General features: G+C 66.4%; 20 protein-coding genes and 1 pseudogene. 9 read left to right on the forward strand and 12 right to left on the reverse strand.

Annotation, left to right across the window (positions count from 1 at the left end):
- Positions 1-102 precede the first annotated feature (102 nt).
- Positions 103-906 carry a hypothetical protein gene (locus tag OG883_RS25595; protein ID WP_266545172.1) on the forward strand — a complete coding sequence of 268 codons (804 nt, stop codon included), beginning with the start codon at positions 103-105 and terminating at the stop codon, positions 904-906.
- A 956-nt stretch (positions 907-1862) separates the two neighbouring features.
- Here the strand turns inward: OG883_RS25595 and OG883_RS25600 are convergent.
- Complete coding sequence (locus OG883_RS25600) at positions 1863-2717, reverse strand: IS5 family transposase (RefSeq protein ID WP_266537907.1); 855 nt, start codon at positions 2715-2717, stop codon at positions 1863-1865.
- Between the two features lie 196 nt (positions 2718-2913).
- On the opposite strand from OG883_RS25600, the gene OG883_RS25605 reads away from it, so the two are divergent.
- A complete protein-coding gene (locus OG883_RS25605; protein WP_266545173.1) occupies positions 2914-3915 on the forward strand; it encodes a hypothetical protein in 1002 nt (333 codons plus the stop codon).
- A 264-nt stretch (positions 3916-4179) separates the two neighbouring features.
- On the opposite strand, the gene OG883_RS25610 is transcribed toward OG883_RS25605, so the two are convergent.
- Both OG883_RS25610 and OG883_RS25615 read right to left on the reverse strand, forming a co-directional pair.
- Positions 4180-4386: a hypothetical protein gene (locus tag OG883_RS25610; RefSeq protein WP_266545174.1), complete on the reverse strand. Its 207-nt coding sequence runs from the start codon at positions 4384-4386 to the stop codon at positions 4180-4182.
- Positions 4387-4933: 547 nt separating this feature from the next.
- Positions 4934-5710: a GntR family transcriptional regulator gene (locus OG883_RS25615; RefSeq protein WP_266545176.1), complete on the reverse strand. Its 777-nt coding sequence runs from the start codon at positions 5708-5710 to the stop codon at positions 4934-4936.
- Between the two features lie 183 nt (positions 5711-5893).
- Here OG883_RS25615 and OG883_RS25620 point away from each other — a divergent pair, with 183 nt between their 5' ends.
- The 4 genes from OG883_RS25620 (at position 5894) to OG883_RS25635 (ending at position 9430) form a co-directional block, all read left to right on the forward strand.
- Positions 5894-6256, forward strand: a complete 363-nt coding sequence (locus tag OG883_RS25620; RefSeq protein ID WP_266545178.1) for a hypothetical protein — start codon at positions 5894-5896, stop codon at positions 6254-6256.
- Positions 6256-7560 carry an FtsK/SpoIIIE domain-containing protein gene (locus OG883_RS25625; protein WP_266545179.1) on the forward strand — a complete coding sequence of 435 codons (1305 nt, stop codon included), beginning with the start codon at positions 6256-6258 and terminating at the stop codon, positions 7558-7560. The genes OG883_RS25620 and OG883_RS25625 overlap by 1 nt, the downstream gene beginning before the upstream one ends.
- Positions 7557-7751 carry a hypothetical protein gene (locus tag OG883_RS25630; protein WP_266545181.1) on the forward strand — a complete coding sequence of 65 codons (195 nt, stop codon included), beginning with the start codon at positions 7557-7559 and terminating at the stop codon, positions 7749-7751. Before OG883_RS25625 ends, OG883_RS25630 begins: the two co-directional genes overlap by 4 nt.
- Positions 7752-8017: 266 nt before the next feature.
- Positions 8018-9430, forward strand: coding sequence for a replication initiator (locus OG883_RS25635; RefSeq protein WP_266545182.1), 1413 nt, complete (start codon positions 8018-8020; stop codon positions 9428-9430).
- Positions 9431-9609: 179 nt separating this feature from the next.
- Here the strand turns inward: OG883_RS25635 and OG883_RS25640 are convergent, their stop codons facing one another.
- From OG883_RS25640 to OG883_RS25650, 3 genes and pseudogenes are all read right to left on the reverse strand, one after another.
- Complete coding sequence (locus OG883_RS25640; protein ID WP_266545184.1) at positions 9610-11127, reverse strand: recombinase family protein; 1518 nt, start codon at positions 11125-11127, stop codon at positions 9610-9612.
- A gap of 18 nt (positions 11128-11145) precedes the next feature.
- A pseudogene (locus OG883_RS25645) lies at positions 11146-11298 on the reverse strand (DUF4291 family protein); the annotation flags it as partial.
- Positions 11299-11547: 249 nt separating this feature from the next.
- Complete coding sequence (locus OG883_RS25650; protein ID WP_266545185.1) at positions 11548-12660, reverse strand: nitrous oxide reductase family maturation protein NosD; 1113 nt, start codon at positions 12658-12660, stop codon at positions 11548-11550.
- 911 nt (positions 12661-13571) lie between these two features.
- On the opposite strand from OG883_RS25650, the gene OG883_RS25655 reads away from it, so the two are divergent.
- Positions 13572-14003 carry a hypothetical protein gene (locus tag OG883_RS25655; protein WP_266545187.1) on the forward strand — a complete coding sequence of 144 codons (432 nt, stop codon included), beginning with the start codon at positions 13572-13574 and terminating at the stop codon, positions 14001-14003.
- Positions 14004-14039: 36 nt separating this feature from the next.
- On the opposite strand, the gene OG883_RS25660 is transcribed toward OG883_RS25655, so the two are convergent.
- From OG883_RS25660 to iolC, 6 genes are all read right to left on the reverse strand, one after another.
- The gene (locus tag OG883_RS25660) at positions 14040-15650 is read right to left on the reverse strand and encodes an amidohydrolase (protein WP_266545189.1); all 1611 of its coding nucleotides are present in this window, start codon (positions 15648-15650) and stop codon (positions 14040-14042) included.
- A gap of 527 nt (positions 15651-16177) precedes the next feature.
- Entirely contained in the window at positions 16178-17677 is a 1500-nt protein-coding gene (gene mmsA, locus OG883_RS25665) for a CoA-acylating methylmalonate-semialdehyde dehydrogenase (protein ID WP_266545191.1), read from the reverse strand.
- Positions 17678-17688: 11 nt separating this feature from the next.
- Complete coding sequence (gene iolD / locus OG883_RS25670; protein WP_266545193.1) at positions 17689-19614, reverse strand: 3D-(3,5/4)-trihydroxycyclohexane-1,2-dione acylhydrolase (decyclizing); 1926 nt, start codon at positions 19612-19614, stop codon at positions 17689-17691.
- On the reverse strand, positions 19611-20546 hold the full coding sequence (gene iolB / locus OG883_RS25675) for a 5-deoxy-glucuronate isomerase (protein ID WP_266545195.1): 936 nt from the start codon (positions 20544-20546) through the stop codon (positions 19611-19613). Before iolB ends, iolD begins: the two co-directional genes overlap by 4 nt.
- 16 nt (positions 20547-20562) lie before the next feature.
- Positions 20563-21447 carry a deoxyribose-phosphate aldolase gene (locus OG883_RS25680; protein ID WP_266545196.1) on the reverse strand — a complete coding sequence of 295 codons (885 nt, stop codon included), beginning with the start codon at positions 21445-21447 and terminating at the stop codon, positions 20563-20565.
- Positions 21444-22517, reverse strand: coding sequence for a 5-dehydro-2-deoxygluconokinase (iolC, locus tag OG883_RS25685; protein WP_266545198.1), 1074 nt, complete (start codon positions 22515-22517; stop codon positions 21444-21446). The genes OG883_RS25680 and iolC overlap by 4 nt, the downstream gene beginning before the upstream one ends.
- Positions 22518-22646: 129 nt before the next feature.
- On the opposite strand from iolC, the gene OG883_RS25690 reads away from it, so the two are divergent.
- Together OG883_RS25690 and OG883_RS25695 are read left to right on the forward strand one after the other, a co-directional pair.
- The gene (locus OG883_RS25690) at positions 22647-23558 is read left to right on the forward strand and encodes a sugar phosphate isomerase/epimerase (protein WP_266545199.1); all 912 of its coding nucleotides are present in this window, start codon (positions 22647-22649) and stop codon (positions 23556-23558) included.
- 213 nt (positions 23559-23771) lie between these two features.
- A complete protein-coding gene (locus tag OG883_RS25695) occupies positions 23772-23969 on the forward strand; it encodes an AlpA family transcriptional regulator (protein ID WP_266545201.1) in 198 nt (65 codons plus the stop codon).
- The last annotated feature ends 36 nt before the right edge of the window (positions 23970-24005 follow it).

Raw genomic sequence — 24005 nt, forward strand, 5'->3', positions numbered from 1 at the left:
TCACCAACCACGCCACCCGCTTCTCCCTCGCCGAGCAGTTCGCGACGTGAATTCTGGGTCACAGTCGTCGCTATACCCGCTGCCCTTGCTGTCCTCGCAATCGTGATCACCTTCGTGATCGCCCCCTGGCAAGAAGTACGTAGCCAAAGGGCTACTGAAAGCGAGGAAGAAAGGGAGCTAGCAAAAGAAGAGCCTGTTAAAATGCGCGTCAGGGAGTCCTGGAACGACGATACCGACCTGACCTGGATTCTTGATCGACCTCTGTCGTCGAATCTGGAATCACAATGGGACCATCTCGATTCTGGGACCCACAACGTGATTTCATTTGCTAAGCGGACGGGTGGCGTCAGGATCGAAAAGCTTTGCAAAGGGAACTCATGTAATGGATCGCAGACCACCTTCCGATTGACCTTGACCGGAAATCGGAAATCCCCTGTAGAGATCACAGGGATCAAGGCGAAGGTCCACTCTCGAAAAAAGTCACCGTCTGGCGGCTACCTGGAAGGGGGGATGGGAGGTAGTGCCGAAATCGAGAGCGGAGTTATTCACCTGGACTCCGCAGATCGCCGTCTCAGGGCTCTAACGCCGGACGGCAAGACAGGCCCTCTTTATTTCGGTGAGCGCTATGTGACTCTACAGCAAAACGAAATCTTGGCATTTCAGATTATGGCCAGGAGCTTCACCTTTGACTACCGCTGGGAGCTCATCCTTAACTTGTCCGTGGACGGCAAGTCCGAAGAGATAAGAATTCGAGCAGATGGAACTCCCGATGGTCCACTCTTTCGCAATCCCGGCCGTATTCACCGGCTGCGCACATATGGCCGTTACTATTCATGCGGCGAGGGTCCCACATGCCAGATTGGGCCGGGATCTACCGGATTCCCAGACGAGTTCAAGTGGGACTAGTGTTACTGGCGGGACGGTTTTTGTATGTGTGCGAACCGAACACCTCTCGATGTAAGAGGTGTCAGCGTGTAGACGTGTCGGGCACACCGCCTTTGGCGCCGGCGAGGACGACTCGCAGCTGTCCGGGTCAGCCACTGGGGATACGGCGCAGTCTCCAGCAGGTCTCGCAGCCGCGCGGCCAAGTGTCACTGGTAACGAAACGGCGATCGCCCCTCAGGCAGAAACAAATGCGGCGACACCACTACTCGATGGGACCTCCTCAACGGCAGGAGGGTGCACTTCTCTTGCGGCGAGACTAGTTCACTCGAGGCTCCGGCCATTCGAGAGCGGAACGCCGACATCTGCTTTGTAAGTTCAACCGCACGCCCTCTGGTGCTGGCGCTCCCATGGCTTCCTGGGCTGCGAGGAGACGTGCATGGCTGCTGAGATCCACCACCGTTGATGTCAGCTGTAGATGTCAGTTCCTCCGCCCGACTCCGCTACGGCCGCCGGTAGGCAGACGCCTCGATCCCCTGGCTCCGGATCCCTTCTGAATGACAGGTAGGCCGGGTACTCAGGATCACCCACCTCCAAGCGGGCGAACAGATCGAGGTCATGCCTTGCAAACCGGTGGAGGTACTGGAGAAGAGCTCCAGCTCCTCCCCCCGACAGCGGCTCATCATGTCTCTCGTTGCGCACTCGCTCACGATACGAGCCACTAGCACCAGGGCGCAGGGCTGCTTTGTAAGCGAGGTGGGGCGAGTTGAGGCCTGACCCGTGGGGCGCCGACATTGGCGCCTCCCGGCGTGGGCCCCGCTGGCAGCCGCATCAGATCTAAGTTCTGCCTGCGCTGCTCCTCGCACAGTCGACTTCTGTCACTCGATGCCACCACGAGTCAGCATGTCCCTCGCAAGGGGCCGCAGGCGGTCCCGTCTCGGCGGCAGGTCGCGAGGCCTGAGAGCGTGTCTGAGATCGGGTTACGGGGTGATTTTCCGTAGTGGTCGGGGTCCTTGGCGGGTGGCGGGTCGGCCTCGGGTGAGTCGGCGGAGTATCAGGTCGGTCATGGCCCAGCGGATCATGGTTTCGGAGTGGGCCGGGTTGCGTTCGTAGTCGCAGGCCAGGCGGCGGCGTGTGGTGATCCAGGCGAACGTGCGCTCCACCGCCCAGCGCTTCGGCTGGACCTTGAAGCCGCGCTGTCCGGGGTCCTTGCGGACGATCTCCAGCGTGCGGTGCAAGACGGCAGAGGACCACTCGACGAGTCGGCCGGCGAAGCCCTGGTCGGCCCAGATCTTCTCGATGGTTGGGTGGTCCAGGCGGGTCCACAGCAGGGAGCGCTTGGCTCCGTCGCGGTCCTGGACGCTTGCGGCCAGCACGTGCACGGCCAGGAGGAGGCCGAGGGTGTCGGTGACGATGAACCGTTTGCGGCCCTTGGTCTTCTTGCCCGCGTCGAAGCCGCTGGTGGACTTCGGCACCGTGTCGGCCGCCCGCACGGACTGCGAGTCGACCAGGCCCGCGGACGGCTCAGCGGAACGGCCGTCGGCCTCGCGGACCTTGACCCGCAGCGCGTCGTGGACGCGCTCCACGGTGCCGTCGTCGTGCCACCAGGTGAAGTACCAGTACACCGTCTGGAAGGGCGGGAAATCCTTGGGCAGATACCGCCACTGGCACCCGGTCCGCGCCAAGTACAAGATCGCGTCCACGATCCGCCGACGCGGGTGCTTCTCCCGCCGCCCGCCCTTGCGACCCGTCCTTGGAGCAGGCAGCAACGGCTCAATCAACGCCCACTGTTCATCCGTCAGATCAGACGGGTAACCATCCCCAGCAGCACTCACACACCACTCAACGAGTCACCCATACAGCCGATACGGCGGATCTCAGACACGCTCTGAGGGATGATCTCGCACGTGCGCATCACACTGTGCCTCTCGTGACGGTAATACTGCACGGGGTGCCATTTACGCAAAAAGCCCCCGACTGTTTCCAAATGATGAATATCATGACGGTCCCTGTTCCCAGCGAAGGAGCCTCATGATCCTGCGTGAATTTTTGTGCGTCGACACTGACAAAGTCCGAGCGATGCTCGCTCAACTCAATGGTGGGGTAGCGGAAGAAGCGCGGGAGACAAGTCGTGAAGAGAAAAAGAACACCGTCGGGCCGAGAAGTGTTGCCCAGCACCTGCAGACAACTGGCAGCGAGGTATATACGCAGAAATCTCTAGGCGATGCGATATTCCCTTCGCTTGAAGAAGCGCTGGAGTCCGAATCACTGCTTCGGGACATCTCTCTCGAAGCTGCTGACCCCTCTCAGTGGACGTCAGGGAATCTGAAGAAGATTGCCCCTCCAGGGTCGCTTGTTCGCATCACGGCTCCGGGATCACTGTTCGACACTCGATATGCTGCCAGTGTCTTCGCGGCGTTCGCTTCAGTTAATTCAGGACTACAGGGAATCGGTGCCTTGCCGGCCTCTGGAGCCACCAACCCTCCGACCGGCAGGAAGAAGCAGGGCCAGCAGCGCCCTCGGCAGCCGAAGCCTGGTCAAGTGCAACCGGATCGCCAACTGGAAGACTCCATCATGGATTTTGGTGGGATTGACGGCATCGATGGTGAAGTTCTCCGTTCCATCATTCGCATGGCGAGAGGAATCTTTGCGCCAGGGTTGCATATCAACCTCTCACCTGTTGATGCAGGAGGAGTGTTGATTGGCTCTCGACTGCAGGAGGGGCGTCAGTACCTAGATACTGAAGCAGATATCCTCTTCGCGCGCTATGGGACAGAGGCGCAGGAGTGGACGCTAGTGGGCAGTGTGGGAAGTTATGGTCCCGAGGACACCGATCTGCCAGACTTTACATTCTCCAATCCGGACGGAACCGTAAATAGGGGGCACTTCGCCGATGCCATTAATGGGCTAATGAAGCACCTAGGCGGTACGGGGTTCATCGACCTTCCTCAGTACCCCGGATTCTCGCTGATTCCGTTCGCGGTGTACCGATCGATTCCTCGCTTCTCCAACACCGTCGCTCTGCAACCCTGAACGGTCGGCGGAGCCTCAATGGGCGAGTCAACCCCTGAAGGATCTTGAAAACCGTCGTGGCAGCGATGTCACCATGGGTTCAAATCCCACACCCACCGCAGGTGAACGGCCCCTGACCCGGTAACTCGGTCAGGGGCCGTTCTCGTGAGCGTGGTCTGCCAGAGACCGCTGTTCCCCGCTGTTTCCCGACCGAACGGGCACGGCCACCTTCTGATCACGCGGTGGGCGCGAGTTTGGGCCCCAGCTGAGCCGGGGCCCGGGTGCTCAGCCCTCGTTCCACTCGCGGAAGGAGTCCGCGTCGTAGTCGGGGTACTCGACGGGGCAGAGGGTCACGTCCTCCGGGTCCGTGGAGCGGGGGTTGGGGATCAAGCCGTCGGTGCACTGGGGGTCGGTGCAGGCCATGGTGTGCTCCTCGAGGTCGGGGCCGTTGTCCTGATGGGCTCCGCCCAGCACGGTTCTGGGAGGGGGCACAAGGTGGAGCACCCCACTGTCTGAACGACCTTGTGCCCCCTCCCAGGTTCGTGCCGCCCTTGGGCATCAGGACAGCGGAGCCGACCGACAGCCACCCCCACAGCGATCGATCCCACCCCCGACGGACGCCGCTCCACGACCTCACCCCGTCACCGTCACATGGCACCCCGCACGGCTCGCACGGGTGCACACGCGGTCGGTGGAACGGCTTTGGGCGGGAGCTGCCATGGGGCGAGAGATCGGGGCCCGTAAGCTTTCCGCGACTCGGGCAGTCTCTGGACCTGCCCGCAATAGCCCGATGTGGGCCCCGATCTTCGAGGCTCGCCCCATGGTGGCTGCCTAAAGCCGTGGAGCCGACCGCCCCAGCCACGTGCCGGCCGTTTTCACCTCGGCCAAGTCGTCTCGCTCTAGCCGCGCGACCGGCGTAGCCGGGGACGGAGCGGGGCGGAGACAGGAGCGTCGGTCCCCGGCGGTGAGCCGGGGAGCGCGCGGCGAGCGGAGCGAGCCGCCTTGAGGAAGTGAAGAAGGTTTGGACCGATCCGGGGTGTCAGTTGCGGACGGGGCGGAGTGTGCGGGGGCTGTCAGCCGTGATGCGGTAGGAGAGTTGGGCCTGGCTGCCGCTGGTGCGGAGCTCTTCGAGGATGAGGGGCTGGTGGTCGCTGCCGTGGGTGACGCGCAAGGTGTGGATGACCGGTGTGGCGTCGGGGAGCTCCAGGGCGGTGCGCTCGTCGGCTTGCGGCATGCGGGCTCGTACGGTCTCGGACCAGGTCAGCTTGTGGCCATCCGCTGCGAGGGCGGCGTAGATCTCTTCCAGCGCGGTGTCCGGGGCCTCGGCGAGCGGCGGCGTGTTCTCCGCAGTGGCGAACGGGATCAACACGCGGTGCATTGCGCAGGTCCGGGTGTCCTGGTTGATCAGCACGCGATCGACGCCGAAGAGAGCTTCTCCCTCGCCGAGTTCGAGTAGCAGGCCGGTTGTCTCGGTGGTCGTGGTCCGGTAGACGGTCGGCTCGTGCGCCTGCTGCCACTCGGTGAGTTCCGGAGCGAATGTATTTCCGCTGCGGCTGATTGTCCGCACGATCGTCAACGGTGGCGTCGGTGCGCCCCTCACGAAGCTGCCTTTCCCGTGCCTCACTTCGATGAGTCCTTCAGACCGGAGTGCCGCAATCGCGTTACGCACCGTCGGCCGGCTGACTTCGTAGCGTTCGATTAGCTGTGCCTCTGAGGGGAGCGGGGCACCAGGTGGGAACTCTCCATCTGCGATGCCTTGCCGGATGGCGGCGGCCACCTGCTGGTACAGCGGTCCGGGCCGCTCAATGCCTGCCATGTCTGTGGCCTCCGCTCATGGGCGCGAGCTTGGGATGCGGGCGGCTGACGCCCGTCGCGTTACGTCACTCGTCAGCATAAGTGCTTGCATCGTTGCGTCAAGACATGCATGGTTGTCACTCGTCAGTACGAGTGACGTCAGGTGAATTCTGGCGTCCTGGATGGCCAAGGAGGCCAACTACCCATGCAGTCCATACCTGTGGACACATCCCGGCTCGGCGTACTGCGGTGCGCTGTCGAACCGGAAGCGAAGGTCAGCAACTTCGAGACGAAGGAGGTGAAGAAGGACCGGGACGGCAACACGATCTACACCGTGGGCATCATGGTCCGGCAGGAAGGGCGTCGAGTCTCGGTGATCGAAATCTCGGTGACCGGTGAGCCGAAGGGCGTCACGGAGGGCACCGAGGTCAAGGTGACCGGCCTGGAGGCATTTGCTTGGGCGATGGGCGACCGTCACGGCATCAGCTTCCGCGCCGCCGCGATCACGCCCGTGCCGACTACTGGTGGGTCGGGAACTGCCGCTGCCAGTAAGGCGGGTGGCGTGTGATGGGACCGATCGTGCTCGCGTTCACTCTCGCCGCGCTGGCCTGGTTACTCGTCGGCGGCTCCGCGCTCAAGCAACGGCACCCGGTGTGGTTCTGGTACCTCACTGGCTACCCGGTCAGCGCGCTGCGGGTGGTGCTCACATGGCGCAAGGTCGCGCAGTTCAACGGGCTCACCGCCACCCACAAGCCCACCCGACGAGTGCTGGGGGACCTTGAGGTACGGGGGGAGCCGGTGCGCATCATCGCTCCGCGCATTTCCTTTCCCCGCGCCACACCGACCGGTCTCTCACTGGTGGTGCGGCTGCACCCGGGCCAGACGCCGGGTCCCTTCATCGCGGCAGCCGACTCGCTCCTGCACGCCTGGCGTGTGCACGGGGTGCGGGTGACCTCCCCGGAGCGGGGAACCGTGTTGATCACGGCAACGGCCCGGGATCCGTTGGAGCGACCCGGCCTGGCCTCGGCCCCGGCCGAACTACTCTGCGCGTTGGTCGGAGTGCTGGAGTCGGGTGGGGCCTGGGTGATGGACCTGCGGCAGATCCCGCACTGGTTGATCACCGGTGCGACCCAGTCGGGCAAGTCCACCCTCCTCGCCCGGCTGGTGACCCAACTTGCCCCGCAGTCGGTCTCACTGGTCGGCATCGACTGCAAGGGCGGCATGGAACTCGGTCTGTTCGGTGACCGCCTCACCGCACTCACCACCAACCGGCGTGAGGCGGTGGCCGTACTCGGCGCGCTCGTGGTCGAGACACAGGACCGGATGCGCCTCTGCCGCGCCGCTGGTGCCCGCTCAATTTGGGAACTGCCCCACACACAGCGCCCAGTGCCGGTCGTGGTCATCGTCGACGAGCTCGCCGAGCTCTACCTGACGGACGGCACCCGTGAGGGCAAGGCGGAAGCCGAGCAGTGCTCCACCTACCTCTTGCGCCTGGGACAACTCGGCGCAGCCCTCGGCGTGCATCTCGTGATCGCCGGGCAACGTGTCGGCTCCGACCTCGGGCCAGGAGTGACCGCGCTGCGCGCTCAGCTGGCGGGCCGGATCTGCCACCGCGTCAATGACCCAGGAACAGCGGAAATGACCCTGGGCGACCTCAACAAGGACGCGGTAGCCGTCGCACAGTCCATCTCCTCCCAAGAGAAAGGTGTGGCCGTGTGCACCGGGACAGAAGGCGGGTGGGACCGGGCCCGCTCCCACCTGACCACAACCGAGGAGGCCCGCAAGACCGCCTCCGCCTACGCAGGCATGACCCCGGAACTGCCCGCCGTGAACCTCGCCCTAAAAGCCTCGGCTGGGGGTGAGAACGCATGACTGAAGAAGCGGCGATTCCCTTCGCGCTGGTCTTCGGGATCATCACCGTCCTCCTGGTCCGCTCCCGCGATGTGAAGGCATGGGAGGCCGTCATGATCGGCCTGTTCGGCCTCTATCTCGGCCAGACCCCCGTCATCTTCACCGTGGATGGCCTCGTGACCTGGATCTTCTCCGGATTCACCCACACCTGACAGGGAGTCGTATGCCGATGCGCCGCGTGCGCTGCCCCGTCTGCAAGGGGGAGCGCTACCGCAAGACCCGCACCGGACACAGGCGGCGCTGCCGCTGCTGCCGGGGCACCGGAACCATCCGCTGACCTGACCAACCAACACACCGACCAGCAGGGAGTGATCGCCATGGACACAACCCACCCATCAACCGTCCGTGCCGCCTCGGCGGCCCAACAAGGGAGGTCCCCACCATCACCGCCGAGATCACCTCGGCTGACAGACGCGCCGTGCTCGACCGCGCGGCGCGTCTGCGTCAGCTCACCGAAGTCGACCAAGACGCCATCCGCCTGGCCCAGCACCCCCAGTTCGCCCGCTGGCTGGAACAGATCACCGCCACCGGCGGCTGCGCCCACCCGATCCACCTCACCGGCGCAACGACCGTCCGAGACACCTGCAGCGGCGAGGTCCTGCACCACTACGACACGACCGGGGAACCGGGCGAGCGGCTGCTCGTCCGCTGCCGCAACCGACGCGCCACCGTATGCGCGCCCTGCTCCCGCCTCCACGCCGGAGACACCTTCCACCTCGTGCGTGCCGGACTAGTCGGCGGCAAGACCGTCTCTGCCGACGTACGCGAACACCCCCGGCTCTTCCTCACCCTCACCGCCCCCGGCTTCGGCCCCGTCCACCACACCACTACCGGGACGGAGCGCTGCCGCCCCCGCCGCAATGGCGGGCACTGCGAACACGGTCGGTCACTCGGCTGCCCTGCCCGTCACACCGACACCGATCCGCTCGCCGGCCAGCCGATGTGCCCCGATTGCTACGACTACCCGGGCCACGTCCTATGGCACGCCCACACCGGCGAACTGTGGGCACGCTTCACCCGTGGCGTCCGCCGGGCGCTGGCCTCGGCCGCCGGATTCGTCCAGACCCAATTTCCTGACCACGCCCGGCTCTCCTTCGCCAAGGTCGCCGAGTACCAGAAGCGTGCAGCCATCCACGTTCACGCCGTGGTGCGCCTGGACGGCCCGGCCGGTCCCCACGATCCACCCCCGCCCTGGGGAACCGCCGACGCACTTACCAGTGCCGTCCACACTGCCGCGCGCGCCGTCACGGTCCACAGCCCCTACAGCCCAGCCATCGGCGAACATGCCTTGCGATGGGGTGCCCAACTCGACGCCCGTCCTCTGCGTGCCTTCGGCGACGGTGACGGACTCGCAGACGATGCGGTCGCCGCGTACGTGGCCAAGTACGTCACCAAAGGAGCGGCCGACACAGCTGCCGGCACCGACTACCGATTGGCCTCCGCCGACGACATAGAGACCGCCCCGGTCTCCCCGCACCTGCTATCCCTCATGCGTGCCTGCTGGCGTCTCGGCGGCCTGCCGGAATTCGCGCCCCTACGGCTTCGGGCCTGGGCGCACACCCTCGGCTACCGCGGCCACATCCTCACCAAGTCCCGCGCATACTCCACCACCTACACAACCCTGCGCGCCGAACGCGCCGACCACGAACGCACTGCCGCCGGGGCCGATCTGCTCGACGACTCGGGCACGATCACTGACGCGCACTGGCGATACCTCGGCTCAGGCCACACTCCAGGAGCGGTCCTTGTCGCCGCCGCGATCGCTGAAGACCTCGCCCGAAACCGGGAGATCGCCCGCGAAGAGATGAGCCGGGCCAGGGCGGGCCGATGACGAAACGCGACCGCGAGGCAGAGATGGCCCGGCACCTGGACCGCGTCTGTAAGAAGTTCTCCACCAAGATCAGTCCGGAAGCGGCAAAACGCCTGGCTCGGCTTCTGGAACGTCAGCCCGGTGGAAGGATCGAGTGAGGCAGGAGGAGGAGCGCGCGGGCCCCTCCTCGTCTGTCGTGGTCAGACCCAGATCGGGTTCTGCTCGATGTCGATCCTGCCGTAGTCGAATTGGCGGCCTTTCTTCGTGGCCTCTTTGATCTTGACCGCGGCGAACAGGAACCGTATGACAGCGTTCATGCGCTGGTAGTCCTTCGCCTCCTCCAGTTCTTCCCAGCTCTCACGCGCATGCGGGCCGACAAGACCATCAAGGACCTCTGCCGTAGGACGAACAATCATCTTGCGCTCTATCTCGGCGATGCGCGCCTCAACCGTCCTGCGCATCTCGCGGTACTCCCGCGTCTTCAACTCCTGGCTTTCCCACATGTCTTTGAGATCGTCGAGTTCCTGGCGGTCGGCCTGGATGGCTGCCCGCTCCTCCTCCGACAGGGCGGACGGCGTGGGAGCGTCGGTGAGGTCAAGTCGCTCCAACAGATTGATCGCGGCCTCGCTGACGAACTCCTCCAAGATGGGGGCTGAGACAGCCCGATTGCAGCGCGGGACATCGAGGCGGTGAGTGTGGTTGCAGACGTACTTGGCCCCTGTACCCCCCGATCCCCCCATGACCTTGCCGCATCCCGTGCAGGCGACCACGCCACGCAGCAGGTAGAACCTGCCCGGCCGCCCACTCGTCGCCGTGGCTGCGGCACGGTAGGCGCGGCGCTCGCGCACCTCCATCCACATTCCCCGGTCGATGATCGCGGGCCACTCGCCGTCTCCAATCTCCTCGCCTCGGAAGACGCGGATTCCGGCAACGTGGCGGTTGTCGAGAAGGTCGCGCACTCGTGGTGCGCTCCAGTCGCGTCCCTCGGCGGTCTTCACACCACGGGCGTACAACTCCTTCGCCAGCTGGACCGGGCTCTCGCCGTCCAGGTAGCGGGTGAAGACCTCCCGCACGATGGCGGCCTCTTCGGGGATGATCTGCGTGCCGGTTTTGTCGTACCCGTAGCGGCGCCTGCCGGTGTGCGGCCTTCCGTCCTGGGCCCGGTCAATCATGGAATCGATCAGCCGGCGTGAGGTGTCGTCACTGGAGCGGCAGGCGTGAGCCACCTCGATGCGCAGAAAGAAGCGGTCGTCGGGGTCCGCCAGATCGCGCCGGTTGGCCTGGCCGTGCAAGGTGATGTCGTGGTCATCAGCGATCTGCAACAGCTCTTCAAGATCGCGTGGTTGCCGCATCAACCGGTCGGGGTGGTACGTGAGGACGTGACGGATGCGGCCCTGGTTGGCTTCGGCGAGCAGAGCATCCCATCCCGGGCGCTTACGCTTCCGCTGCCAGGCCGACCGGTTGTTGTCCACGAAGACTTGATCTTCATCGACGATGAGTCCAAGACGCTCGGCGACATCGCGGCAGATGCGCTCTTGGCGCTCCACCCCGGTCTGGTCGTCGTCGTTCACGTGGGAGATCCGGCAGTAGATAGCAGCGGACTCCCCCGCCCAGTCGGAACGGTGCTTCTTGGTCCGCTGGGTACCGGCTGCCTGCCTCGCGCGAAGGCCTCGCCGTGAACTGGCGCTCAACTGCTGGTCCTTGTCGTCTGCCGTCATGGAAAAAGACTATGAGCGCGGCTTGATCCATGTCATTCGCTCGCGCTTCCAGGCGGCGGGAAACCGCCCGTCGCGGGCGGCCGGGAGGCCGATTCCGGGGGCGTACGCCTGGTAGACGGTGAGGGTCGACTCGGTGTGGAGCGCGCGGATGCGCCGCTTCGGTTCGTGCATGCACACAAGGGTGGCCCGGCCGGAACGGCCGGACCACCCAATTTACGCGCGGGCAGTCAGTGATTGCGGGGGAAGCCCAGGTCCACGCCCGCCGGGGCGTGGACCTGTCAGCGGGTGGTGACGACCTTGCCGCGGGTGTAGAAGTGCACGCCGTCGTTGCCGTAGATGTGGTGGTCGCCGAAGAGCGAGTCCTTCCAGCCGCCCAAGGTGTGTTCCCGGGCGGTCCGGCTCCTCACCGCGTCCGGACGACTACGGCTGCACGGTCGCCGTGGCCGTGAAGCCGCAGCACTCGAAGGTCTGTACCGGCGCGGCGGACGTCCGCGTGATCCGTACATCGTCGAGCACCGCGTTCGTGTCGACCGACGCCGCGACGACTGCGACACCATGCACCCCGCCCTTGATCCGGTCCTTCCGGACCGTGAACGAACCGTCCTGGAGCGCGATTCCGACGTACGAGCTCCGCTGGATGTCGTTGCGGCCGATATTGATCGCCCCGCCGACAACGTAGATCCCGACCTGGTTGTTGAGGATCCGGTTGTCCTGCACGACGGTGCCAGGCGTGTCGGCGACGATGCCCGCGTGCTGGATCTCATTGAAGAAGTCGGGGCCGCAGCCCGGGTCGGGCTCCCGGCACCGGTTGTCGCTGACGGTGCTCCGGGTGACGCGGCCGACCGCGCCGGCCACGAACTCGATGCCATCGGTCGACAGCTTCCGGTGCCCGGTGACGGTGGCGCGCTCAATGGTGGCGGTGGACCCCTCGTTGAGGACGACCACGCCCGCGCCCTGGTAGCCCGTGATCTTGGTGTCGTGGATGGTCGCCGAGCCCGTACCGGTCGGCAGGTCCCCGATGAAGACCGCGTTCGCGCTGCGGAAACAGGGCGCGGCGGGGGTGTCCGTGATGTGGGTGACGGCGGCGTGGCCGAGGTCGAGACGAGCACCCCCGAGCACGCGAATGCCTGAGCCGAGCGCGCCGTTGTCGCACGTGCCGGAGCCCGGCCCGCTGACGGCGAGCTGGGACAGCGAGACGGACGCGCCGTTGTGGATCTCGACGATCGAGGTGCCGCCGTCGTCGCCGGGGGCCAGCGTCCGAGGGGCCCGAATCGTTGTCTTCCGGTCACCCGAGCCGGTGATCGACACGTTCTTGCCGATCACCACTTGCTCGCGGTATACACCCGGTCGGATGGTGATCCGGTCACCGGGCCGGGCGGCGTCGACCGCTGCCTGGATCGTCGAATAGTCCTTGGGGACCACGAGGTTGTGTGGCCTCTCGGCCGCTGCCGACGTCGACACCAGCGGACAGGCGATTACGGTGACGACGCAGAGGCCCAGGCGGGCGGCCGTCCTGATACGTGGGATTGCCATTCCGATTCCGCTCTCGTGCGGTACTCACACCGTGGATCCAGGTGTCCCCGGGACCCGCCTGCCGGACAACCGGCCGCGCTGCCAACGTATCCACGGCTGTGGGCACACGGCGCGCCCGGACGTCCGACTGGGTTCCCGCTTCGCTCCGTCGGCCCATCGACGTGACGGGCCCCGGAATCGCATCGCACCTGCCGCCAAGTCGATCCACTGCCCTCGCGACTGGGTAAGACTGCTCGGTGCCGCTGCCGTTGATGTCAGCCATGGATGTCACCACACCCCCGACTGCTTCACTTGCGATGCCTACGCGCCTTCGCTTGACGCTCGGCTTCCTTGCGCCGCTTGATGGTGTACGAGGACCAGTCGCCGCGGTGGAGATCGCACCTCGATGCGTTCACCATCGCCGGTCGCCGGCACCGGGTCCCCTTCTGCGTCAGCGCCCCACACCTGGACTGCGTACGAGCCACGATCCCCACCCCTGGTCTCGGCTGTCGTGCGGACAGGTCCAGGGTTTCGGGGAGTACGCCGTCGGTGGAAGGCACACCGCTCCGCGAACCGGTGCACGGCGGTTGCTCGGGGGCGCACGCTTTCCAGACCAATCATGCGCGGCTACTTCCACGGACCCCACGTCCGCTAGACCCTCAAAGAGAAGAACTCGTTGAGCTTCTGACTCAAGAGCAAGCTTGCGGACCTCCTCACCACCCCGTCGCGCCAGCATTTCGAGGATCTGTGAGTCATGGGCAGGACGGGACAGGTGGGCACCGGCAATGGCTCCCGTGGGGCGTCGGCTTCGTCGTCGATCCCGTACGCAGAGTTTTGGCAGGGCGTATGCAGGGGAGACACTTTACGCGGCGGGCAACTAATGATCTCTGGGGGGAATCTTGGTAGCTCTGATTTTCGGTTCAATAGCCTCCGTGGCGGCAATATTAACGATTCTGTTTTCCGCCTTACAGACCCGCACCCTGAGCCGACAGACGGCCATAAGTAATGGAATATCCGCCGCCTCGGCCATCTATAACAGCATCGAGAGACTCCATAATATTGGCAATCTCTTATACCAGGCACCTCACCTGGCCAAGTACTTCCATGAGGGTGCACCGATTCCCGCAGAATCGAGCACTGAACGAACCCAGGTGCTGCTGCTTGCGCACATGTACGCAGATTGCTTGGACTATGGCCTGATGATCAAAGGACTGGCCCCTGAGGCGGGCGCTTATGATTGCTGGGACACTTATGCTGAAGGCAGGCTGAGTTCATCGCCGGCGATCGTATTCGTTTTGGCTCAGCATCGGTCATGGTGGCCCACGCTCGTCTCGCACATGCAGCATGCCCTGCCGCCAGAGTGAGGCGATAGGCACAGTAAAGCTGACTGACATATACCTTCATGAGCATGTACCGTCATCGAACACCACAGATCCTGCCGCCACCGTCAGCCTCACTTTCGCATCTGCTATCGGCGCCCGACTCTCGGTAATAAACCCCGATTTGAATATATTCGTATCGAGGACGGCAAGGTCGGCTCGATACCCTAAAGCAATTTTGCCGGACTGTTCGTCATGATTAACGTGAGCCGAGCCCTCCGTAAATGCATCAAATGCGTCGTCCAGTTTCAGCCGCTGCGATGGAAGAAACGGCACCTGGTCGCGGCTGTCGGGCGAGACCCTTGTTACTGCCACCTCGAGTTGTTCCAGTGGGTTTGCTGTCGTCACTGCCCAGTCGCTCCCCATTGCGAGAGACGCCCCCGCGGAAATGAGGTCTGCGAAGGGAAACTGCATGCCGCTTCTTTTGGTGCCCAAGTACGGAGCAGTTAATTTGTCTCTGTCGGGAGCGCTTTGAGCCCAGAAGGTTTGACAGTTCGCGATCACTCCCAGTTCGGCGAAGCGACGGATGTCCGAAGGCTGGACGAGCTGAATATGCGCTATATGGTGCCGCCGATCGGAGTGCCCGTTGCAGCGCAGGGCAGTTTCGATCGCATCCAGGCAATTGCGCACAGCCCGGTCTCCGATGGCATGCAAATGAACCTGGAATCCATGGCGATCGAGATCGGTAACCACCGCCGCCAACAACTCTCGATCGATGTAGGTCAATCCTCGATTCTCCGTCCGACCTCCACAGTCATTGCAATAGGGCTCAAGCAATGCGCCGGTGAAATTTTCGAGAACGCCATCCGTCATGATCTTGACGGATATGGGGTGGAAACCACCCCCTAGGTGACTCATGGGGGTGTCGATACGGAGGCCGCGATCCCGACGCTCGAGCAATTCCTCTACTTGCTCAATACCTCGATGCCGATCCCACCAGAGGGCACCCACTACCCGTGCAGTCAACAGTCCATCGGCGGCTAACTTTTCATATGCCGTCTGCGTGTCTGGAGTGACCCAAGCATCCTGCCAACCCGTAATCCCCAGAGAATGCAGATATGTTTGGGCGTTGAGAATTGCGGACCTCCACTCCGCTATGCTCGCCCGAGGAACGACTCGTTCGTCAACTTGGTAAGCGGCTCCCTCGTGGAGCATTCCAGACGCCTCCCCCGTAACCGGGTCCCGCTCAATTCGACCATCCAGCGGGTCGGGCGTGCCTCGATCGATGCCGGCGGCCTCAAGCGCCCGCGTGTTGACCCAAGCTCCGTGCAGGTCCTGGTTGAAGAGGAAGACAGGCCGATCCGGGACGATGGAATCGAGATCTTCCTTGTCAGGAACCCCGCGGGGGAAGTGCTCCACTGCCCAGCCGCCACCGAGGATCCAAGGCTCGGACGGGTGGGTACTGGCATAGGCGGCGATCGCCCCCATGTACGCGTCCCGTCCCGACAAGCCGTGGAGCGACAAACGCAGTCGTTCCCGCCCGGCAAACGGCGCATGGATGTGACTGTCCTGGAAGCCTGGAACAACTAACCCACCTCGTGCGTGAACCACACGGGTGTGCCGCCCGATCATGTCGCGAACGCTCGACGCGTCGTCACCGATGAAGGTGACTCTTCCCTCGCGAACGGCCACCGCTCCTGCCCATCGTCCCCGTGCGAGACGAACGCGTGCACCAGTAACTACCAGGTCCGCGGCTACGTTTGGCACGATTCCTCCTGCCCCGCTATTCGCCTACCGTGGTCCGGTCGGCCGCACGCGCAGCACGCGGAGTGCGCGGCCGACGCCCTTCTCTCCAGGTGTACCTGTGGAGCAGACTCGGGGACTAGTCCCAGGGCGGTGAGCGTAGAGAAGCCCACCGGAGCCGGCCCTGCGGCCACCGCGGGCATTACCGCAGCGCGGAAGCCTGCAAGCCGGCGCCACTGCGGCAGCACCGCCTCCCCGTCCAGTCGAAACGGTGCTTCTTGGTCCGCTGGGTACCGACTGCCTGCCTCGCGCGAAGGGCTCGCGAACCGGCGCTCAACTGCTGGTCGTTGTCGTCTGAAGGTCGACTCGGTGTGGAACGCGCGGGATGCGCCGCTTCGGTTCGTGCATGCACACAAGGGTGGCCCGGCCGGAACGGCCGGACCACCCAATTTACGCGCGGGATTACGTGCGGGCGGTCAGTGGTTGCGGGGGAAGCCCAGGTCCACGCCCGCCGGGGCGTCCGAGGGGTCCGGCCAGCGGGTGGTGACGACCTTGCCGCGGGTGTAGAAGTGCACGCCGTCGTTGCCGTAGATGTGGTGGTCGCCGAAGAGCGAGTCCTTCCAGCCGCCGAAGGAGTGGTAGCCCACCGGCACCGGGATCGGAACGTTCACGCCGACCATGCCCGCCTCGATCTCCATCTGGAAGCGGCGGGCCGCGCCACCGTCGCGGGTGAAGATGGCCGTGCCGTTGCCGAACGGGGAGGCGTTGATCAGATCGACGCCCTCCTCGTAGGTCTCCGCGCGCAGCACACACAGCACCGGGCCGAAGATCTCGTCGCGGTAGGCGTCGGAGTCGGTGGAGACCTTGTCGAGGAGCGACAGGCCGATCCAGTGACCGTCCTCGAAGCCGTCGACGGTGTACCCCGTGCCGTCCAGGACGACCTCCGCGCCCTGGGCCGCCGCGCCCGTGACGTACGACGCCACCTTGTCGCGGTGGGCCTTGGTGATCAGGGGGCCCATCTCGGAGGTCGGGTCGTTGCCGGGGCCGATCTTGATCTTCTCGGCGCGCTCGCGGATCTTCTGCACCAGCTCGTCGGCGATGGAGCTGACCGCGACGACCGCCGAGATCGCCATGCAGCGCTCGCCGGCGGAGCCGTACGCCGCCGAGACGGCGGCGTCCGCGGCCGCGTCCAGGTCCGCGTCCGGCAGGACCAGCATGTGGTTCTTCGCGCCGCCCAGCGCCTGGACGCGCTTGTGGTTGGCGGAGGCGGTGGTGTGGATGTAGCGGGCGATCGGCGTCGAGCCGACGAAGGAGATCGCCGAGATGTCCGGGTGTGCGAGCAGCGCGTCCACCGCGACCTTGTCGCCGTGGACGACATTGAGCACGCCATCGGGCAGCCCGGCCTCCGTGGCCAGCTCCGCGAGGAGGTTGGAGGCGGAGGGATCCTTCTCGCTCGGCTTCAGTACGAAGGTGTTTCCGCAGGCGATCGCCAGCGGGAACATCCACATCGGGACCATCGCCGGGAAGTTGAACGGCGTGATGCCCGCGACGACGCCGAGCGGCTGACGGATCGCGGAGACATCGACCCGGTTGGAGACCTGGGTGGACAGCTCGCCCTTGAGCTGGGTGGTGATGCCGCAGGCGAGCTCGACGATCTCCAGACCGCGGGCGACCTCGCCGAGCGCGTCGGAGTGGACCTTGCCGTGCTCGGCGGTGATCAGCGCGGCGATGTCGTCGCGGTGCGCGTCGAGCAGCGCGCGGTAGCGGAAGAGGATCCCGGTGCGCTGCGCGAGCGAGGACGTGCCCCACATCGCGTACGCCTCCTTCGCCGCCGAGACGGCCGCGTCGACCTCTTCCACCGAAGCCAGCGGGACCTGGGTGGTGACGGCGCCGGACGCGGGGTCGGTGACCGGACCCCAGTTGCCCGACGCGCCCTCGACGGCCTTGCCACCGATCCAGTGGTTGACGGTCTTCATTTCATGCTCCTTCAGAGATGGCGGCGTCGGGCTGCGACCTGCCGGTCGTACTCCTCCCGGGCCTTGACCGCTGACGGGCGGGTCGCGGTTTCGGCCACCGGAACATCCCACCACGCCTGTGCCGGGGGCGCGCCCGACACAGTGTCTGCCGTTTCCGTCTCGACGTAGACACATGTGGGAACGTCCGCGGCGCGGGCCTCGGCAAGCGCTTCGTGCAGGTCACGCACTGTCTTGGCACGGATCACCCGCATCCCGAGGGAGGCGGCGTTGGCGGCCAGGTCGACGGGCAGCGGAGCCCCTGTGTACGTACGGTCGGGGGCCCGGTAGCGGTAGGCGGTGCCGAAGCGCTCCGCGCCCACCGACTCGGAGAGGCCGCCGATCGAGGCGTACCCGTGGTTCTGCAGGATCACGACCTTGATGGGGACGTTCTCCTGCACGGCCGTGACGATTTCGGTGGGATTCATCAGGTACGTACCGTCGCCGACGAGTGCCCAAACGGGGCGGCCGGGTGCGGCCATCCCGACACCGATGGCCGCGGGGATCTCGTATCCCATGCAGGAGTAGCCGTACTCGACGTGGTACTGGTCGCTGGAACGGGTGCGCCACAGCTTGTGGAGGTCACCCGGGAGCGAACCCGCCGCGTTGATCACGATGTCGTCACCGGTGACCAGAGTGTCGAGTGCGCCGAGCACCTGGGGCTGGGTGGGGCGGGTGTCCGGGTCCTCGGCCTCGTACGCGGCGTCGACGCGGTACTCCCAGCGCTCCTTGTCGTCGGCGTACTCGCACTCGTACGCGGGCTCGACGCGGAAGCGGCTGCCCAGCGCCCCGGCGAGCTCTTCGAGGGCGGCGCGGGCGTCGGCGACCAGGGAGAGACCGGCCATCTTGTGGGTGTCGAAGGACGTGATGTTGAGATTCAGGAAGCGGACGGCCGGGTTCTGGAAGAGGGTCGACGAGGCGGTGGTGAAGTCGGACCAGCGGGTGCCGACGCCGATCACCAGATCCGCGGTACGGGCCAGCTCGTCGGCCGTGGCTGTGCCGGTGTGGCCGATGCCGCCGACGTCGCAGGGGTGGTCGTGGGGCAGCGAGCCCTTGCCCGCCTGGGTGGAGGCGACCGGGATGCCGGTGGCGTCGGCGAAGGATCTCAGCGCTTCCTCAGCCTCGCTGTGGTGGACGCCGCCCCCCGCGACGATCAGAGGGCGACGGGCGGCGGTGAGCGCCCGGCGCGCCGCGTCCAGTGCGTCCCGGTCGGGACGGGGGCGGTGCACCTGCCAGACGCGCTCGGCGAAGAAGTCCTCCGGCCAGTCGTACGCCTCGGCCTGCACGTCCTGCGGGAGCGCGAGCGTGACCGCGCCCGTCTCGGCAGGGTCGGCGAGGACACGCATGGCCTGCAGGGCCGCGGGGATCAGCGCCTCGGGGCGGGTGACGCGGTCGAAGTAGCGGGAGACGGGCCGCAGGGTGTCGTTGACCGACACATCGCCCGCGTAAGGGACTTCGAGCTGCTGGAGGACCGGGTCGGCGGGGCGGGTCGCGAACACATCGCCGGGCAGGAGCAGGACGGGCAGCCGGTTGATGGTGGCGAGCGCGGCGCCGGTGACCAGATTCGTCGCGCCGGGTCCGACGGAGGTGGTGACGGCGTGGGCGGAGAGGCGGCGGGACTGGCGGGCGTAGCCGACGGCGGCGTGCACCATGGACTGTTCGTTGCGGCCCTGGATGTACGGCATGGAGGGTCCCGGGGGCGCCTCCCCGGGAAGCCCTGTGCTGCCGGACTCCAGGAGTGCCTGGCCGAGGCCGGCCACGTTGCCGTGGCCGAAGATGCCCCAGGTGGCGCTGATCAGACGGTGGCGGTGGCCGTCGCGCTCGGTGTACTGGCGGGCGAGGAACGCGACGAGCGCCTGGGCGACGGTGAGTCGGCGCGTACTGCTGCGCGTACTGCTCATCGGGGGCCCTCCTGGGCTTCGGCTCGAGTCCCGGCTGCGCTGCGGGCTGCGGTTGCGGTTCCGGCTGCGGCTTCGTACAGCGGCAGCCGGGGGTCGACGGGCTGTTCCGGCCAGGTGTCGCGGATCCAGCCGTGGTCGGGGTGGTCGCAGATCAGCCACTCCCGCGTCTCGCCCGGCCCTGCCATCACATTGAGGTAGTACATGTCGCGCCCAGGGGCCGCGATGGAAGGGCCGTGCCAGCCGTCGGGGATCAGGACGGCGTCGCCCGTGCGAACCTCGGCGAGGACGTCGGTGCCGCCGGGCCGCGAGGGGGAGACCCGGTGGTAGCCCATGCCGCCGCGGTCGATCTCGAAGTAGTAGATCTCCTCGAGCTCGGCCTCGACGCCGGGGCGGTGCTCGTCGTGCTTGTGCGGCGGGTAGGAGGACCAGTTGCCGCCGGGCGTGAGCACCTCGACCGCGATGAGGCGATCGCACTCGAAGGTGTCGGCCGCGGCGAAGTTGTTGACCTGGCGCGAACAGTTGCCTGCGCCGCGCAGCTCGACCGGTACCTCCGGCGCGGGGCCGTAGCGAGCGGGGAGTCGTCGCTCGCACTTCGCTCCTGCCAGGGCGAAGCGGCCTCCCGCACCGGAGGCGATCTGTGCATGGGCATCGCGCGGGACATAGGCAAAGTCCGTCACTCCGCCGAACACGCTTTCCCTGCCCAGCAGTTCAAAGATCCTGCCTTCCGTGCGCACCGTGCAACCACCGCTGAGCGGGAGCACGATCCACTCACTGTCACCCGCGGCGAAGGAGTGCGAGCCGCCGGGTTCCAGCTCCAGCACACGGAGGCCGGAGTACCCCCAGCCGGCCTGCTCGGGGTCGATACGCAGCGCGTACGGTCCGCTCGCCGCGCTGTCGGCCGGTACGTACCACTCGTGCTTCTGGTCGCTCATGACTTCTCCGTACCCCCTACAGCAGTCCCACGGCCGTATCGACCGCCCCGGCGACGTTCCCGTCGACCGGATAGAGCAGCGAGCGTCCCACCACCATTCCCTGGACGGTGGGCAGTTGCAGCGCACCACGCCATTTCTCGTACGCGCCGTCCTGGTCGTCCCCTATCTCGCCGCCGAGGATGACCGCCGGCAGGGTCGAGGTCTCCATCACGGCCGCCATGTCGTCGGGGTCGTCGGTGACGGGGACCTTCAGCCAGGTGTACGCGGAGGTGCCGGCCAGCCCGGAGGCGATGGCGATCGACCGGGTGACTGCTTCCGCGCTGAGATCGTTCCGGAGGTGGCCGTCGGTCCGGTGACAGATGAACGGCTCGATGAAGACGGGAAGCTGACGCTCGGCCATCTCGCCGACGGCACGGGCAGTGGAGTCCAGGGTGTCGAGGGAGCCCGGGTCGTTGTAGTCGATGCGGAGCAGCAGCTTGCCCGCGTCGAAACCGAGCCGGTCCAGGTCCTTGGCGCGGTGGCCGGTGAACCGGTCGTCGAGTTCGAAAACCGCTCCCGCCAGGCCCCCGCGGTTCATCGAGCCCATGACGACCTTGCCTTCGAGGGCGCCGAGAAGCAGCAGGTCGTCGAGGATATCTGCGGTGGCGAGGACGCCGTCGACGCCCGGGCGGGAGAGTGCGAGGCAGAGCCGCTCCAGCAGATCGAGGCGGTTGGCCATGGCGAAGGGGCGGTCGCCGACGCCGAGGGCTCCGCGGGCGGGGTGGTCGGCGGCGATGATCATCAGCCGCCCGCTCTCGCCGATGAGCCCGGGCCGCCTGCGCCGCCGGGTGGCGGCCTCGGCGACGGCCTCGGGGTGCCGGGTGCGGATCCCGACGAGCTCGGCGATGTCGACACGGCTCACGAAGCGCCTCCTGGTGGAGCCGTCTCGCCGGGCTTCGGGGCTGCCGTGCCGGACGGGACGGGGACGGCGGAGGACGGGGCGGGAAGGTCGGAGCCTGGGACCGGGAGGCCGGAGGGCGGGACCGGGCCTCCCGCGAGGACCTGGTCGACCTCGGGGGCGTACGGCATCGCGGAGGAGCAGGCGAGGCGCGCGGCGACGATGGCCCCGGCGGCATTGGCGTATCGCATGATGCGCTCCAACTCCCATCCGGAGAGCAGGCCGTGGCAGAGCGCCCCGCCGAAAGCGTCGCCGGCGCCCAGGCCGTTGACCACCTCGACGGGGACGGGCGGGACCTCGGCCTGCGTCCCGTCGCGGTGCACGGCGAGGACACCCTTGGGTCCCTGTTTGACGACGGCAAGCTCGACCCCGGCGTCGAGCAGCGCGCGGGCCGCGGCGTACGGCTCGCGCTCGCCCGTGGCGATCTCGCACTCCTCGAGATTGCCCACGGCGACGGTGGCGTGCGCCAGGGCCTCGGCGTAGTACGGCCGTGCCTCGTCCGGGTTGCCCCAGAACATCGGCCGCCAGTCGAGGTCGAAGACAGTGGTGCCGGAGCGGCCCCGGTGGGCGAGCGCTGCCAGCGTCGCCGTACGGCTCGGCTCCGCGCACAGTCCGGTGCCGGTCATCCAGAAGACCCGCGCCGCACGGATCGCCTCAAGGTCCAGCTCGCGCTCGTGGATCTCGAGATCGGGGGCTTTGGGCTGCCGGTAGAAGTAGAGGGGGAAGTCGTCGGGCGGGAAGATCTCGCAGAAGGTGACCGGGGTCGGGTAGGCGGCCACCGCCGTCACCCAGCGGGCGTCGACCCCGAACTCCCCCAGCGCCTGGTGGAGATATTCACCGAACGCGTCCTGACCCGTGCGGGTGATGACCGCCGCCCGCCGGCCCAGTCTGGCCGCCGCGACCGCGACATTGGTGGCCGAGCCGCCGAGGAACTTCCCGAACGTGTCGACCTGTGCCAACGGGACCCCGGTCCGCAGCGGATAGAGGTCCACTCCGATCCGGCCCATCGTGATCACGTCGTACGGCTGAGGCATACGCGTCCCTTCGGTTCAACACCGGCTGCCCCCAGGTCTAGTCGCCCCTCCTGAGCCCTGTCAACATTTTGTCCTTACATTCGGACGAAGCCTTGACACCCCTCTTCGACGGCCGGAAAGCTGACCGGCATGACCTCCTCCGCTCCCTCCCTGAACCGCATCCGGGTCGGCTCGGCCCCCGACTCCTGGGGGGTGTGGTTCCCCGACGATCCTCAGCAGGTGCCCTGGCAGCGCTTCCTCGACGAGGTGGCTCGCGCCGGGTACGAGTGGATCGAGCTCGGCCCCTACGGCTATCTCCCGAGCGACCCCGCCCGCCTCACCGAAGAGACCGCCCAGCGAGGGCTCAAGGTCTCGGCCGGGACGGTCTTCACCGGGCTGCACCATGGGCCGGCGGTCTGGGAGAAGACCTGGGCCCACGTCTCGGACATCGCAGCGCTCACGCGCGCGATGGGCGCGGAACATCTGGTCGTCATCCCCTCCTTCTGGCGCGACGACAAGACCGGCGAGGTGCTGGAGGACCGCACTCTGACCCCGTCACAGTGGCGCGATCTCACTGCCCAGACCGAGCGACTGGGCCACGAGGTGCGCGAGCGCTACGGGCTGAAGATCGTCGTCCATCCACACGCGGACACCCATATCGACAGCGAGGAGAACGTCAGCCGTTTCCTCGACGCCACCGATCCCGACCTGGTCTCGCTCTGCCTGGACACCGGGCACTACGCCTACTGCGGCGGCGACAGCGTCAAGCTGATCGAGACCTACGGGGAGCGCATCGGCTATCTCCACCTCAAGCAGGTGGACCCGGAGATCCTCGCCGAAGTGGTCGACGGCGAGGTGCCGTTCGGGCCGGCCGTCGGCCGCGGCGTGATGTGCGAGCCGCCGTCCGGAGTGCCCGCTCTGGAGCCCGTACTGGCCGCGGCCCAGGCGTTGGACGTCGAACTCTTCGCCATCGTCGAACAGGACATGTACCCCTGCCCGCCGGACAAACCCTTCCCGATCGCTCAGCGCACCCGCGGCTTTCTGCGCTCTTGCGGCGCCTGACGCACGCACACCACTTCTGTCACGGTTGTCGCCTTCTCATCACGCATGTCTCCATTCCGCGAGTCTTCCGTCACAGCTGATCAACAGCCCTGTTCCTCGTTCCACTCGGCGTCGTTCAAGGGGCACAGGCTCAGTGATCGCCAGCGTCCGCGCTGCAGCTCCCCCGAGGCCCCCCGGCCGCCGCTGCCGCGCACGCAGGGAGGTGCCACGCGTATGACGGACAGAAGACTCTGGTCCTACAAGGAGATCGCCGCGCACATCCGCGTACAGCCGGACACGGTCCGCTCGTACCGCAAGCACGGTCACCTTCCACCGCCCGATCATGTGGAATCCGGTAAGCCCTACTGGTACGCGGACACGATCCGCATCTGGGTGGCCAACCGTCCCGGGAACCGGGGCCGCAGGGAGTGAGCCGAGCCCATGGACCCTGCCCCGCCCTTCCCCGCC

The organism is Streptomyces sp. NBC_01142, from assembly GCF_026341125.1.
Taxonomy (GTDB): Bacteria; Actinomycetota; Actinomycetes; order Streptomycetales; family Streptomycetaceae; genus Streptomyces.